The organism is Cognatilysobacter lacus (genome assembly GCF_008274655.1).
Taxonomy (GTDB): Bacteria; Pseudomonadota; Gammaproteobacteria; order Xanthomonadales; family Xanthomonadaceae; genus Cognatilysobacter; species Cognatilysobacter lacus.
On record NZ_VTRV01000063.1, the window covers coordinates 1 to 15,046 of the forward strand.

General features: G+C 67.2%; 11 protein-coding genes. 6 read left to right on the forward strand and 5 right to left on the reverse strand.

The window, feature by feature from the left end; translation table 11 throughout:
* The 4 genes from FW784_RS07410 to tal form a co-directional block, all read left to right on the forward strand.
* The coding region (locus tag FW784_RS07410) for a primosomal protein N' (protein ID WP_425481607.1) at positions 1-1,758 on the forward strand (1,758 nt) is incomplete at its 5' end.
* Between the two features lie 337 nt (positions 1,759-2,095).
* Positions 2,096-2,929: a hypothetical protein gene (locus FW784_RS07415; RefSeq protein WP_149352718.1), complete on the forward strand. Its 834-nt coding sequence runs from the start codon at positions 2,096-2,098 to the stop codon at positions 2,927-2,929.
* 18 nt (positions 2,930-2,947) lie between these two features.
* Positions 2,948-4,813: a glucosaminidase domain-containing protein gene (locus FW784_RS14325; protein ID WP_187770715.1), complete on the forward strand. Its 1,866-nt coding sequence runs from the start codon at positions 2,948-2,950 to the stop codon at positions 4,811-4,813.
* A gap of 86 nt (positions 4,814-4,899) precedes the next feature.
* The gene (gene tal / locus FW784_RS07425) at positions 4,900-5,856 is read left to right on the forward strand and encodes a transaldolase (RefSeq protein ID WP_149352719.1); all 957 of its coding nucleotides are present in this window, start codon (positions 4,900-4,902) and stop codon (positions 5,854-5,856) included.
* Positions 5,857-6,309: 453 nt separating this feature from the next.
* Here the strand turns inward: tal and FW784_RS07430 are convergent, their stop codons facing one another.
* From FW784_RS07430 to rpoH, 3 genes are all read right to left on the reverse strand, one after another.
* Entirely contained in the window at positions 6,310-6,774 is a 465-nt protein-coding gene (locus FW784_RS07430) for a metallophosphoesterase family protein (protein ID WP_149352720.1), read from the reverse strand.
* A gap of 246 nt (positions 6,775-7,020) precedes the next feature.
* On the reverse strand, positions 7,021-7,362 hold the full coding sequence (locus FW784_RS07435; protein ID WP_149352721.1) for a hypothetical protein: 342 nt from the start codon (positions 7,360-7,362) through the stop codon (positions 7,021-7,023).
* 182 nt (positions 7,363-7,544) lie between these two features.
* Positions 7,545-8,432 carry an RNA polymerase sigma factor RpoH gene (gene rpoH / locus FW784_RS07440; protein ID WP_149352722.1) on the reverse strand — a complete coding sequence of 296 codons (888 nt, stop codon included), beginning with the start codon at positions 8,430-8,432 and terminating at the stop codon, positions 7,545-7,547.
* Between the two features lie 219 nt (positions 8,433-8,651).
* On the opposite strand from rpoH, the gene FW784_RS07445 reads away from it, so the two are divergent.
* On the forward strand, positions 8,652-9,686 hold the full coding sequence (locus FW784_RS07445) for a LacI family DNA-binding transcriptional regulator (RefSeq protein ID WP_149352723.1): 1,035 nt from the start codon (positions 8,652-8,654) through the stop codon (positions 9,684-9,686).
* Positions 9,687-9,929: 243 nt separating this feature from the next.
* Here the strand turns inward: FW784_RS07445 and FW784_RS07450 are convergent, their stop codons facing one another.
* Together FW784_RS07450 and FW784_RS07455 are read right to left on the reverse strand one after the other, a co-directional pair.
* Positions 9,930-11,543 carry an alpha-amylase family glycosyl hydrolase gene (locus FW784_RS07450; protein WP_149352727.1) on the reverse strand — a complete coding sequence of 538 codons (1,614 nt, stop codon included), beginning with the start codon at positions 11,541-11,543 and terminating at the stop codon, positions 9,930-9,932.
* A gap of 83 nt (positions 11,544-11,626) precedes the next feature.
* A complete protein-coding gene (locus FW784_RS07455; RefSeq protein WP_149352724.1) occupies positions 11,627-13,129 on the reverse strand; it encodes an MFS transporter in 1,503 nt (500 codons plus the stop codon).
* Between the two features lie 236 nt (positions 13,130-13,365).
* Here FW784_RS07455 and FW784_RS07460 point away from each other — a divergent pair, with 236 nt between their 5' ends.
* Entirely contained in the window at positions 13,366-14,979 is a 1,614-nt protein-coding gene (locus FW784_RS07460; RefSeq protein ID WP_149352725.1) for an alpha-glucosidase family protein, read from the forward strand.
* Positions 14,980-15,046: the final 67 nt, after the last annotated feature.

The window sequence follows — 15,046 nt, forward strand, 5'->3', positions numbered from 1 at the left end:
CTCGCCGAACGTCTCGCGATCGGCGCCGTCGCGGAGGACGAACTCGACAGCCTGTTCGAGGACTGGCGCCCGGCGCTGCGCAGCCTCGACCAGCGCGGCGTGGTGGAACAGGTCGTGATGCAGCCGGCCGGCACGCCGGTGGAGCCCGGCCCGCAGCCCAACGACGAGCAGCGCGCCGCGATCGACGCGATCCTCGCCAACCCCGACGCGTTTGGCGCGTTCCTGCTCGACGGCATCACCGGCAGCGGCAAGACCGAGGTCTACCTGCATGCGATCGCCGACTGCCTTGCCCGCTGCAAGCAGGCGCTGGTGCTCGTCCCCGAAATCGGCCTGACCCCGCAGACGCTCGCGCGTTTCCGGGCGCGCCTTGGCGTGCCGGTGTACGCGCTGCACTCGGGCCTGTCGGACGGCGAGCGCGCCCGCACGTGGGCCGCGTGCCTCCGCGGGCAGGCGCGTGTCGTCGTCGGGACGCGCAGCGCGGTGTTCCTGCCCCTGCCCGATGCCGGCCTGATCGTCGTCGACGAGGAGCACGACGGCAGCTACAAGCAGCTCGACGGCATCCGCTACCACGCGCGCGATTTCGCGCTGTACCGCGGCCATGCGCTCGGCGTGCCGGTGGTGCTGGGCAGCGCGACCCCATCGATGGAGTCGCTGCGCAATGCGCGCACCGGCCGCTACACGCACCTGCACCTGCGCAAACGCGCCGGCGCCGCAAAGCCGCCTGCGGTGCGCGTCATCGACATCCGCAAGCGCGCACTCGACGCCGGCCTGTCCAACGACCTGATCGATTCGATCGCACGCACGCTAGAAGCCGGCGGGCAGGTGCTGGTGTTCAAGAACCGCCGCGGCTACGCGCCGGTGCTGCTGTGCCACGACTGCGGATGGACGGCCGAATGCCCGCGCTGCGATGCGTCGATGACGGTGCATGCGAAGGGCCGTCGCCTGCAATGCCATCACTGCGGCGCATCGAAACGCGCGCCGGATGCATGTCCGGACTGCGGTGGCCTCGCGCTTCAACCACAAGGTGCCGGAACCGAGAAGCTCGAGGAAACGCTGGCTGCCCGCTTTCCGCAAGTACCTGTGGTGCGCATCGACAAGGGCACCACGCGCAATCGCGATGCGCTTGCCGGGCACCTCGAAACACTAGGCGATGGTCCGGGCATCCTGATCGGCACGCAGATGCTCGCCAAGGGTCATGACCTGCCGGGGCTGACGCTGGTCGCCGTCGTCGGCATCGACGAAGGCCTGTTCAGCGCCGACTTCCGCGCGCCCGAAAAACTCGCGCAACTGCTGATCCAGGTGTCCGGACGCGCTGGCCGCGCCGAACAGGCCGGCGAAGTCGTCCTGCAGACGCATCACCCGGAACATCCACTGCTGCATACGCTGCTCACCGGCGGCTATTCGCTGTTCGCGGACGAGGAACTCGCGTTGCGCGAGGACGCGCACTTCCCGCCGTTCGCATACATCGCGATGTTCCGCGCCGAGGCACGCGACATGGACGCCGCCAACACGTTCCTTACCGAAGCACGCGCGCAGCTGCAGGCGACTCCAACCGGCACGCTGCTCACCGCGCACGGTCCGCTGCCCGCACCGATGCCACGACGCGCCGGTTTCCAGCGCGCGCAGCTCATTGTTTCGACGAATGCCCGGCCCGCGCTGCATGCGGCTCTCGACGCTGCGTTGCCGGCGATACGCGAATTGCCGGAAGCGCGAAAGGTGCGGTGGTCGCTGGATGTGGATCCGGTGGACCTGTATTAACTGCTGACGCGCGCCGCGTTAAGCTTTGCCCGCGACATCCGGAGAACGGAATCTCATGCGAACCTCGCCTTTACGGGTCGGCGCGTTGCTGACCCTCACGATGATGGGCTGCCGGCCCGACCCGTCGTCGACATCTGAACCCGCGTCCCATGCGGCCACGCAGCCCCCGTCCCCGGCACGACGCCTTGCGGACCCGCTTGCCGGCCTCGCATGCGACCCGCCACGCGCGGGTTGGGCGCGAACATGCACCGCCCCCGGCTACGCGATCACCGGCGCAGTCACGAACTGCGACACCGAGACCGCATCGCTCGCGAGCATCGCGGCCGGTGCAGAGCTGATGGACCGATTCCCATCGACGACGACGCCATCCGCGGTTGCCACGCTGTCGCCGGGTCAGATGGTGTGCATCCACTACCGCGCGCAGCCGAGCGACGATCGTCCAGGGTGGCGCTACGTAACCGCGATCGATGAGTCGATGGTCAAGGCATGCAAAGGCGAGTGCACGACGCCCCACGCCGCAGCGGCATGGGTGGGGCCGAAACCGCAGCTGCCCTGTCGCGTCACGCACGGTGCGTATTCGGCGGGGTGCCCGTCCGGCTGGATCCGCGCCGATCGCCTAGACGAGTATTCGATGGGCCTTCCGCCTGATGGCGAAACGGCAGCGCCAACTTTGAAGGAGGCCTACGAAACCGCCCTGCCGGACACGACCATCTACTCCGTCACGCAGGCGGCCGGATACGCCTGCGTCGTGGGCGCGCGACTCGACGACCTCGGTCGACAGAGCGCAATCGTGGCGAAGTTCGCGAACGGCGACACGACTCCCGTATGGACGACGCTCATTCCGCATGATTCCGACGTCTACGCTAACCGCGCCACCCATTGCGCCTGCGAGTCCGAGCGCTGCTACGTGCTCGTCGCGACCGACACACAGCCGGCACAGTCGACGTCGCAGACACTGATTTCGATCGCTCGGCTTTCGACGGCCGGGGCCATCGTCGGCACGCATGAGGTCACGACGATCCCGGGAGTGCCCGGAAACGCGAGTGCGTGGCTGGACGCCGGCTCGTCGCATTTCGTTCTGAAGGGCCAGTCGCTCGCGCTGGCCGGGCTGTGGCGAGCGTCACCTGAGGACGCGCCGCGTCCATTCACATTGCAGGTTTCTACGTTCTGACGCCAAGGAGGGCGCGATATGACGGACGACCGACTAACACCGCAACAGCAGTTCATCGTCGACCTGTATCCGGCGGCCATGCGCGTTTCGAAGGAAACGGGCATGTCATGGGAGCTGATCCTCGCCCAAGCAGCGCAGGAGACGGGCTGGGGCGAAAAGGTTCTACCAGGCACGCACAACATCTTCAACATCAAGGCGACCGCAGGCTGGCACGGGCAGTCGCGAACGTTCAATGTTCCGGAGTACGAAAACGGTCGTAAGGTCTGGTTGGACCAAGACTTCCGCGTTTACGCATCGACCGAAGGAGCGCTGCGCGATCGGGTCGCCTTCCTTCGAAACAATCCACGCTACGCACAGGCAGGCCTTTTCGACGCCGGGACCCAAGGCGACATGCGTCTGGAAGCGGCCGCGCTGCAGCGTGCGGGCTATGCAACCGACCCAGCGTATGCGGTGAACCTGGAACGGGTGTTCCGGGGCCCAACCATGCAACATGCACTCGAACTTGCGGGCGCCCAAGTGGCAATACGTGCGCCCGCGTCGCCCCAAGCCGCGATCGCGCCGGCAGTCCATTCAAGAACCGTGGGCGACCGCGATGCAACAGCCCGTGCTGCAATCCTGACAGAGGCGGATCGGCACTTCCTTCGCAGTGGCGATCGCTTCGAGTACGGGCGTTCAGACATGGAGCGCCACAACGGTGTGGGCAACCTGCGTACAGATCGCAGTCGCACAGAGCAGGATCTCGACCATGACGGGTACAAGGGCGTGGACTGCTCGTCGTTGGTATGGCGTGGCCTGAAGGATGCGGGCTACGGCGTGCCGGCGGCGCCGTTCACGACGCATGACCTGTTCCAGGCGCACGCACCAACACCCTACGCGCGCCAACATTTCGATGTGATTCCCGCGCAGGACGCGCGTGCACCTAATGGGTCGCTGCAGCCCGGCGACATCCTGATGTTCAAGGACCGCTTCAGCAGTAGCCAGCACGTAGCGATATTCAAAGGCTATGACGCGAACGGGCATATCCAGTTCATCGGTTCGCAAGTCGGCACCGGGCCTGCTGCGGTAACGATCGCGCCGCACTCGTATTGGGACGGCCACAATCAGGAGATCGTCGGCGCGCTCCGTGCGAAGCCCGGCTTCCACGTGCATGCCCGACTGCACGCGGAGCCCGCTATTGGAGAGCACGGCGGGACGCCGGCGCGGCGCGCTCACGGGGGAGACCAATCGCAGCCGAGTCCCGGCGTCGGTCTTCGCACCAACACTGCCGCGTCGTTGGCGCCAGGCGAACACGGCACGCCCGTGGCACGACTCCAAAGCCGCCTCTTCGAACTCGGCTACCGGGGAGAAGACGGCAGGCCGCTCGGTGTCGACGGTGAATTCGGTAGAGACACTTCCTTTGCGCTGAAGCAATTCCAGCGCGAGCATGGCCTGGAGGGCAAGGGTGTTGCCGGGCCGAAGACGGAAGCGGCGTTGGCACGCGCGGAACGGTCGCTGATGGCGGATCCATCTCATCCGCAACACGCCTTGTTCGAACAGGCGGTCGCGAAAGTGGCGGCCGCCGAGAGAGCGCAAGGCACGGCCGTCGGGCCGCATACCCGGCGCATCGCGGCAGCGTTGACGGTCGAATGCGTGCGCGAGGGCATCACGCGTATCGACCGCGTCGAAATCAACGATCGAAATACGCTCGCGCGTGCGGTCGAGAACCGACCGAACGATCGCGAAGCGGGGTTGGGCATCACCGACGCGATCAGCCTCGCGCAGGCGTCGAGGCAGCCGATCGCCGAAAGCAGCCGCCAAGCGCACGAGGTGGCAGTCAACGTACGGGCTCGCCAACAGGACCACGACCTGCAGATGAGGCGAACGGCCCCGGTGCCGGCGCTCTGAAATGCCGGAAGAGGGTGGCGGGCGGATCACGCGGTTCGCCCACCCACATTGACCGTGCATCACGTCGCACCGGCGATAATCGCGCAATGACGACTCTTCTCGATGCACTGCGCGCCCATTCCACCATCGTCGCCGACACCGGCGACATCGATGCCATCGCCCGCTTCCGCCCGCTGGATGCGACGACCAACCCGTCGCTGTTGCTGAGGGCCGCCGGCCTGCCGGCTTATGCGCCGCTCCTGCACGCGGCCGTCTCCGGCGCGCAGGGCTCTGATGACTCGACACGCGTCGCCGACGCATCCGACCGGCTCGCCGTCGCCATCGGCGGCGAAATCCTCAAGCTCATTCCCGGGCGCGTTTCCACTGAAGTAGACGCGCGTCTTAGCTTCGATACCGACGCCACCATCGCCAAGGCGCATCGACTCGTCGAGCTCTACGACGACACGGGCATCGGGCGCGATCGCCTCCTGATCAAGATCGCCGCGACATGGGAAGGCATCCGCGCCGCGGAACAACTCGAACGCGAAGGCATCCACTGCAACCTGACGTTGCTGTTCTCGTTCGCCCAGGCCGTTGCCTGCGCCGAGGCAGGCGTCTACCTGATATCGCCGTTCGTGGGCCGCATTTTCGACTGGCATGTCTCGAGCGGCGCAGCGAAGCCGGCGACGCCGCAGGAGGACCCCGGCGTCCAATCCGTCACGCGCATCTGGCAGTGGTACAAGCGCCACGGCTACGACACCGTCGTGATGGGCGCGAGCTTCCGCAATGTCGGGCAGATCACCGCGCTCGCGGGATGTGATCGACTGACGATCTCGCCTGAGCTGCTTGCCGAGTTGCAATCGAGCACCGCAGCGATGGACTGTGCGCTGGTACACGACGGCGAACGTGACGCCGCGCCTGCGCAGCTTGAGGAGGCGACGTTCCGCTGGCAGCACAACGAAGATGCGATGGCGACGGAAAAGCTGTCGGACGGAATCCGCAAATTCGCGCAGGACCAGGTGAAGCTGGAAAAGCTGCTTGCTGCGAAGTTTACGTCTGTGTAACTCAGTAGGCATTGCCAGAGGCACGAATTCGGTTGCGGCAAGTGCAGGAGTGCCCGGCAATTCGAAGCTCGCTTCTTGTGTTCGAACGTCATCGCGCCACGGCCGCCCGCTCTTGCGTACGTACCAGCCGCGCGAGGGGATCGCGCGTCCTGACGTGAGGAGGTTTCGGCCTACGGGACCCTCGTCACACCTTCAAGGACGATCGACGTGAAGTGCGCGCGGTACAGATGAGCCCCATGCGTTACGAATAGGGGCACAACCACAGCATCGATGCGATCAGCGCGGAGGCGAGCGTGCAATCCATTGCAGATCGAGCCGCCAGCTGCGCCTAGTGGCGATCGGTGCGCAAGCACAGCGTCTGGATCCGCAGTCCGCGCAGGCGCTTACGCCGCCGTCTCCCGGGCTGGCGCGTTGAGTTGGGGAGCCGCGCGCGCGCGGCCGGGCCCGTGCGCTTCACGGACTGATCGGCAGCGGCAGGATCCGTGCAGCGACGCGTCCGGCATCGACGCGGAGTTCGCCCACGGTCACCGGCAGCGTGAAGCGCCGACGTCCCGCGCTGCCGGGGTTCACGACGAGCACGTGGCCGCGCATCTCGATAAGCGGCTTGTGCGAATGTCCGGCGACGATGACGTGGATGCATTCGGCCGGTAGCGGTTCGGCGAGACTTTTCAGCTCGTGCAGCATGTAGATGTCGATGCCGCCGAGGTGAACCAGGCGCGTGTCGGGCAGCGCTGATGCCCACGCTGCGGTGTCGTTGTTTCCGCGGATCGAAGTTACCGGCGCGACGGCTTCGAGCCCCGCGAGCACGTCGGCGCCGCCGATGTCGCCGGCATGCAGGATGTGGTTGCAGCCGCGCAGCGCAGCGACCGCTTCCGGTCGCAACAGGCCGTGTGTGTCCGCGATGAGGCCGATGCGCATCAGCCGCTTCGCTCGCCGGCGTAGCGGCGTCGGCGCTTCGACGTTGGCAACGCCACAAAGCTGGCGACGGTGTCGCTCACGACGCCTCCGTCGAGCAACGCGCCGTCGACGCGGACGGCATGTACGCGGCGCAACAGCGCGCCCGCGTGTGCGCGGCGGGGTCCGTCAAGTTGCGCGCCGAGCGCACTCCGCGCGGGCCGCGGCGCGCATCTCCCCGACGTCTTGCACTGACGCGCGGCGTGTACATCAGTGGCGGCGGTCGCGGTTCCAGCCGAACAGGCGTGCGAGTCCGCGCGGCTGCCGCTCGGACGCGACGGTAGCGTCGCCCCGTCCAGCGTCGTGCGCCTGCTCCGCGGCGATGACGGCAAGGCGGCCGTCGAGTTCGGCGATCAGTTCGTCGAGAACGTCGCCGGTCGAGCGGTCGGGCCAGCGCTGCAACGCGTCCATTCCCATCTGCACGAACTCGGCGCGCGTGGGCGGAGGCAGGTCGAGTTCATGCGACGCGAACCAGCGATCGAAGCGCAGGCTCACTTCGCCGGCCGCCGTGGCGGGGTCGACCACATGCGAGGTCCGAGGGTTCTGCTCCATGTCGCCGGCTCCCGATTGACGCCCCCCGTATAGCCGACCGCGCAGACGAGGCGCGTGAGCGGCGGCGCGTCCGCGGTATGTGGCGGCGCGGCTCGGCGCTGGTTGGAATCGGCCTGCGGCCGTCCGCAGAACGCGAACGGCCCGGTCTCCCGGGCCGTCAACGGGACCGCGTTCAAGCCGGCTTACGCGACGAACAACGCGCGCATCTTCTTCAGCGCGTTCGCCTCGATCTGGCGGATGCGTTCGGCCGACACGCCATATTCGTCGGCCAGTTCCTGCAAGGTGATCTTGTTGTCGCTGTCGAGCCAGCGGCGCTTGATGATGTCGCGCGAACGCGCATCGAGCTCGGCCAGGCCTTCGCGCAGCACGTCGAGCTTGTCGCCTTCCTCGTCTTCGCGCTCGTAGAGCTGGGACGGATCCTCGCCCTGCGTCGCCAGATAGGCGACCGGCGACGGCGGGCCGTCCTCGTCGCCGTCATCCGGTGCATCGAAGCCGATGTCGCGCCCCGACAGCCGCGACTCCATCTCGCGCACCTCGCGTTCGGACACCTTCAGGTCGGCTGCGATCGCACGAACTTCCTCGGCATTCATCCAGCCCAGGCGCTTCTTGCTCTTGCGCAGGTTGAAGAACAGCTTGCGCTGCGCCTTGGTGGTCGCGACCTTGACGATGCGCCAGTTCTTCAGGATGAACTCGTGCATCTCGGCGCGGATCCAGTGCACCGCGAAACTGACCAAGCGCACGCCCTGGTCGGGGTCGAAACGCTTGACCGCCTTCATCAGGCCGATGTTGCCTTCCTGGATGAGGTCGGCGATGCCGAGGCCGTAGCCGTTGTAGCCACGCGCGACATGCACCACGAAGCGCAGGTGCGAATGCACCAGCTCGCGGGCGGCGTCGAGATCCTCGCCGTCTCGGAAACGGCGCGCGAGTCGCTGCTCATCGTCGACGCTCAGCACCGGGATACGGTTCACCGCGCCGATATAGGCGTCGAGCGAACCAAGCGGGCTCAGCTTCGTCGGGAACAGGACGGGAAAGTTCTGGGCGACGGGAACAGGGGAGGCTGTCTGGGTCATGGGCTCTAGATTAGCAGTCGGCCCCTTTGACTGCTAAAGGGCCCGGGGTTCCGGAGTGTTGCGCTGGTGGAACGAGGAGCGGTCGATGGTGCCTATAGGTGCGTGCAGCGTAGGTAAAACCGGCCGTGGCGGCCTGAACAGTGACCATGCGGCCGTCATGACGGCTTTTCCACCCCCACCGATGGCAGGGGTGGGGCCGGCCGCTACACTCGGCCGCGAATGACCAAGAAATCCAGATCCACCTCGTTCGACATCGCCTTCCGGGCGGGCGTATCCCAAGCGACCGTTTCCCGGGTGCTGCGCGGCAGCCCGCTCGTCAACGAGGAGACCCGCAAGCGGGTCGAAGCCGTCGCGCGCGAGCTCAATTACAAGGTCGACCGACGCGCCTCGAGCCTGCGGACGCAGAAGTCCGGCACGCTCGCGCTGCTGCTGTTCGAGGATCCGACCCCGGACGAGTCGCACATCAACCCGTTCTTCCTGGCGATGCTGGGCTCGATCACCCGCGCCTGCGCCCGCCACGGCCAGGACCTGCTGGTGTCATTCCAGCAGCTGTCCGAGGACTGGCACTCCGATTACGAGGACTCGATGAAGGCCGACGGGCTCATCCTGCTCGGCTACGGCGACTACGAGGCGTATCGCGACAAGCTGTCGGCGCTGGTCGAGCGCGGCACGCATTTCGTGCGCTGGGGCGCGGTGGCTGCCGACCAGCCCGGGGTCTCGATCGGCTGCGACAACATGCACGGCGGGCAACTGGCGGCGCAGCACCTGCTGGCCTGCGGTCGACGCACGATCGCCTTCGTCGGACACGCCTCGTCCCACTACCCCGAGTTCTTCGATCGGTACCACGGCTGCGAAGCAGCGCTGTCTGAGGCGGGCCTGTGCCTGGACCCGTCGCTGCAGGTCGATGCCGAGACCAGCGAGGAAGCGGGCTACGCGGCGGCGGTGCAACTGCTGGCGCGCGGCCGCCCGTTCGACGCGATCTTCGCCGCCAGCGACCTGATCGCCATCGGCGCGATGCGCGCATTGCACGAGGCGGGGATCCGAATTCCCCACGACGTATCGGTGGTCGGGTTCGATGACATTCCGATGGCCCGGTTCAGCACCCCGCCGCTGACGACGGTGATGCAGGACACCACGCGCGCCGGCCAGCTGCTCGTGGCCACGTTGATGCAGCTGGTGCGTGACGAGCCGGCGGAGAGCGCGATGCTGCCGGCCGCGCTGGTGGTCAGGAAATCTTCGTTTACGTTGGGATGACTTGGGCGCAGGCCGCGCACGACCGCAGCGGTCGCGAACGCGATCGCGCCCTCGGGTTGGAGACCGACGCCGAACGCGCGCGGCAACCGAAACTGCCGAACCGACTGCGACACCCATGACTCACGACGCCAGCGGGCCGCGGCGCGCGCGTCGTCTGTCGCTGCACTCCCTGTAGGACGCAGGCACTCGCGATCGCGGCACCGGGGCTACTGCCGCCGCGGCTTTCCCCACCAGCGCCGCAACTCAGCGGCGCGACTTGCGCGCCTCGGCCTGCTGCAGCTGCTCGCGAAGCCCATCATCCAGCACACCCGCAGAGAGCACGTAGACCTCCACCCCATGCGCGGGCACAGTGGCCGCGAGTGCGTGGCCGGCTGCAATCGTCGTCGTGCCGCCGCCGATCGCCGCGTGCCACTCGCCGGGCTGCAGCCATCGATCGATGCGGAAGTCGGCGGGCGCGTCCCCCTTGTTGAGCAGCACGAGTGCGATCTGCGCGACGCCGGCCGACTGCGCGACGCGATAGAACGCGGCACGGTCTCCCTTGAACTCCAGGTTTACCTGCAGGCCGCGCTGCAGCGCCGGTGTCGATGCGCGCACCCGCGCGATTCGTCGCAGCGCGTCGTGGATCGGATGCGTCTTTGCCTGCGCGATGCGCGCTTGGCCGAAATAGTTCCGGTTGCCCGTGTGCTCGACCGCGCCACGCTCGAACCCGATCTCCGAGCCGTAATAGATCACTGGAATGCCGCGCGCGGTGAACAGGAAGTTGTGCGCGTCGATGAAACCGGCGTCGCTCGCATCGAGGCGGGCCATGTCGTGGTTGTCGTAGAACGTCATCAGCTCGTACGGATTCGCGTACGGGCCGTCGGTGAGGTAGAGACGCTCGGCGATGCGCTCGTAGCCGGCCCGCTTGCGGCCGAAGACCTCGACGAGCCGCTCCTTCAGCGGGAAGTCCAACACGCTCACGTCTGCGTTCCGCGGCAGCGTATGCATGGCGATCGTCGCGGCGTCAGTGTCGAACGCTTCGCCGAACATGAAGAAGCGCGGGTACTTCGCGCGGATGCGCGTGGTGAACGCATGCCAGAACGTGTTCGGCATCCAGCCGATGGTGTCGATGCGGAAGGCGTCCGCACCCTGGTCGATCCACTTCGAGTACGCACCGACGAAGTACTCGAGCACCGCCGGCTCGTTCTCGTTGAGGTCCGACAACTGCGCGAGCCCGCCCGAGGTGTTGTACCAGCGGTGCAGCGGGTTGTTGTTCGGGTCCAGCTTCGCCGGCGGCAGGTTCTGGTGATTGGCGAGAAGCTCACCGTCGGCGCCGAAAATCTTCCCGTATTTCGGCTGGTCGCTCGGCATGGTGTAAGCGGGCGACCCGTGGTTGAGCACGATGTCGAGCACGGTCTCGAGGCCGTGCTGGCGCAAGCCCGCCGTCAACCCGCGAAAATCGAGGTCGGCGCTCGGCAGGTGTTCGTCCAGCACGTAGAAGTTGTCGCCCCAGTAGCCGTGGTAGCCGGTCTTGCCGCGATCGGTCCACATGCCGCCCCAATGCACGGGCTCGCCGCCGGTGAACGCCTCGTCGGGATTGTCGACGATGGGCGTGATCCACACCGCGCCAAAGCCCATGTCGTGGATGTAGTCGGCGTTATCGAGCACGCCTTTGAAATCGCCTCCCATGTAGCCCACGTTGTCGCTGCGACCCTTGGGCGCGCCGGGCGTCGGGCGGTCGAACGTGTGCAGCGCCTTGCCGCCCTGCTCACGATGATCATTGGACGGATCGCCGTTGACGAAACGGTCGGTCATCAGGAAATAGATCGCATTGCTCGCGAACGGCTCGGTGGTGCCGATGAATTCGCGGGCGGCCATTCGCACGGGCGCCGCTGCGTGCGCAGGCAGCGACACGGCGACCGCCAGCGCCAGTGAGAGGCGCGCGAAACCCGCGACGCGGTTCACGGCGTCACCGCCAACTGGCCACGCGGCTCCGGCTCGCGCACGCGAAGCACGCAGAGCCCGGCGACGATCATGCTCACGCCGCCGATCGCCAATGCGTCGATCGGATGGCCGCCGAACACGTGGTCGACGAGGAATCCCAGCACCGCGACCGCGACCAGCTGCGGAATCACGATGAAGAAATTGAAGATGCCCATGTACACGCCCATCTTCGCGGCCGGCACGCTGTCGGACAGCAGCGCATACGGCAGCGACAGGATCGACGCCCAGGCGAAGCCGACGCCGACCATCGACAGCAGCAGCCAGTGCGGGTCGCGGATGAACACCATCGACAGGAGGCCGGCACCGCCGAGCAGCGAATTGAACAGGTGCGTGCGGCGCAGTCCGATGCGGTGCGCCATGCGCGCGATGAACACGGCCGCGACGGCCGCGAACGCGTTGTAGGCCGCGAACAGCACGCCGACCCAGTTGGCGCCCTCGTTGTACGCCGCGGAGGTGGGATCGGAACTGCCGAAGTGCACCGAGGTGACCGCGCCCGTGGTGTAGATCCACATGGCGAACAGCGCGAACCAGGAAAAGAACTGGACGACGGCGAGCTGCCGCATGGTCGCCGGCATGTCGTAGAGGTCGTCCATGATCTGGTCGAACGCGCCGGCGCCGCGCGTCATCGTGCGTGCCAGCAACATGAGCCCGTACGCGGCGATCAGGCCACCGAGCACGTACAGCTGCTTGTCGAGGCCATTGGCATAGACGAGCAACAGCAGTGCGGCGCCCGCCACGAGCCAGGCGAACGCGCTCGCGCGCATTCGGGCCGGCACGCGCGTGCGGATCGGCTGCGGCGGCGCTTCGTCCCAGCGGTCGAGCTCGCCCGGCGGGTATTCGCGCGTGCGCAGGATGGTCCAGCCGATCGCGAGCAACAGCACCAGGCCGCCGAAATAGAACGAGTAGCGCACGGTGTCGGGCACCATGCCGGCGCCGGTGGTGTTGGCGACGCCGAACCGAGTCAGCAGATAGGGCAACAGGCTCGCCACCACCGAGCCCACGCCGATGAAGAAGCTCTGCATCGAGTAGCCGGTGGCGCGCTGCTCGACGGGCAGCTGGTCGCCGACGAATGCGCGGAACGGCTCCATCGAGATGTTGATGGACGCATCCAGCATCCACAGCAGGCCGGCCGCGACCCACAGCGTCGGCGAATTCGGCATCGCCAGCAGCGCCACCGTGGCCAGCAGCGCGCCGACGAGGAAATACGGGCGGCGTCGGCCGAGCCGCGTCCAGGTGCGGTCGGAGAAGTGCCCCACGATCGGCTGCACGATCAGTCCGGTGAGCGGCGCGGCGATCCACAGCATCGGCAACTGGTCCATGTCGGCGCCCAGCGTCTGGAAGATGCGGCTGACGTTGGCGTTCTGCAGCGCGAAGCCGAACTGGATGCCGAGGAAGCCGAAGCACATGTTCCAGATCTGCCAGAACGTGAGCCGCGGCTTGGATTGCGTGGTGGGATTCATGAACCGCCCTGCGATGCGCCTGTCGGCGAGTGTGGTGCAAGCGCTGCGAGAAACCGGTGTGCGGTGCAGCATCGCGACGGTCGCGGTACAGCGTGGCCGCATGGTAGTCAGCGCGATGCCTGCACATTTTCCGCTGCAAACGTATTCAGCGCGGAACCGCCGGGTTCGCCGCGCATGCTCCGCTGCCGCGTGGAATCCTCCGCGGACGGGGCGCAGGGCAACGGGAACAGGCATCGATGACGACGAAGCGCTGGTGGCGAGGCGCGGTGATCTACCAGATCTACCCGCGCAGCTTCCTCGATACCGACGGCGACGGCATCGGCGACCTGCCGGGCATCGTCGACAGGCTCGACTACGTCGCCAGCCTGGGCGTCGACGCGATCTGGATTTCGCCGTTCTTCAAGAGCCCGATGGCCGACTTCGGCTACGACATCGCCGATTACCGCGACGTGGACCCGATGTTCGGCACGCTCGCGGACTTCGATCGCCTGCTCGCCAAGGCGCATTCGCTCGGGCTCAAGGTGATGATCGACCAGGTGCTGAGCCACACCTCGGCGCAGCACGAGTGGTTCCAGGCGAGCCGCGGCGCGCGCACCGGCGACAAGGCCGACTGGTATGTCTGGGCCGATGCGAAGCCCGACGGCACGCCGCCCAACAACTGGCTGTCGCTGTTCGGCGGCGTGGCCTGGCAGTGGGAGCCGCGCCGCCACCAGTACTACCTGCACAACTTCCTCGTCGAGCAGCCGGACCTGAACTTCCACAACCCGGCGGTGCAGCAGGCGCAGCTGGACAACGTGCAGTTCTGGCTCGACCGCGGCGTCGACGGTTTCCGCCTCGATGCGATCAATTTCTGCTTCCACGACGCGCAGCTGCGCGACAACCCGCCCAAGCCCGAGCACCTGCGCACCGGACGCGGCTTCTCACCTGACAACCCGTACGCGTTCCAGTACCACTACTACAACAACACGCAGCCCGAATGCCTGGGCTTCATCGAGGGCGTCCGCGCGCTGATGGATCGCTATCCGGATGTCGCCGCGCTAGGGGAAATCTCGTCGGAGGACTCGCTGGCGACGATGGCCGAGTACGTGCAACCCGGCCGGCTGCACATGGGCTATTCGTTCGAGCTGCTCACCGACGACTTCAGCGCCGCGTATATCCGCGGCACGGTCGAGCGACTGGAAGCGGGCATGCCGGATGGCTGGCCGTGCTGGGCCATCAGCAACCACGACGTGCAACGCGCGGTGACGCGGTGGGGCGGCACCGGCTTCAACGAATCGCTGGCGCGGCAGTTGGTGGCGCTGGTGTGTTCGCTGCGCGGCTCGGTATGCCTCTACCAGGGCGAGGAACTGGGCCTGCCCGAAGCCGACGTGCCCTACGAGATGCTTCGGGATCCCTATGGCATCGCGTTCTGGCCCGCGTTCAAGGGCCGCGACGGTTGCCGCACGCCGATGCCATGGAACGGGGCTGAACGAGCCGGCTTCAGTGACGGACAGCCGTGGTTGCCGGTCGCCGAGACCCATCACGCGCGCAGCGTGGCCGCCCAGGACGCGGACCCTGACTCCGTGCTGCACGCGGTGCGCGCCTTCCTGCGCTGGCGGCGCACGCAGCCGGCGCTGGTCGAAGGCGCGATCCGTTTCCTCGACACCCCCGAGCCGGTGCTCGCGTTCGAGCGCGAGCACGCGGGACAGCGGCTCCTGGTCGCGCTGAACCTGTCGGCGACGGCGGTCGACTGCGCACTGGATGTTCGCGTCGAGACGGTGATCGACGCCCCCGGCGTCGCCTCAGGGTGCCTGCAGGAGGGCCGCCTGGCGCTGCCTGCCCACGGCGTGCTGTACGCGATGCTGGCCTGAGTGCAATGCGCGCGCTGCGTACGCCTGCGTCGACGCTGCCGGAACCGTCGCTGGCGGGGGTGAAGGG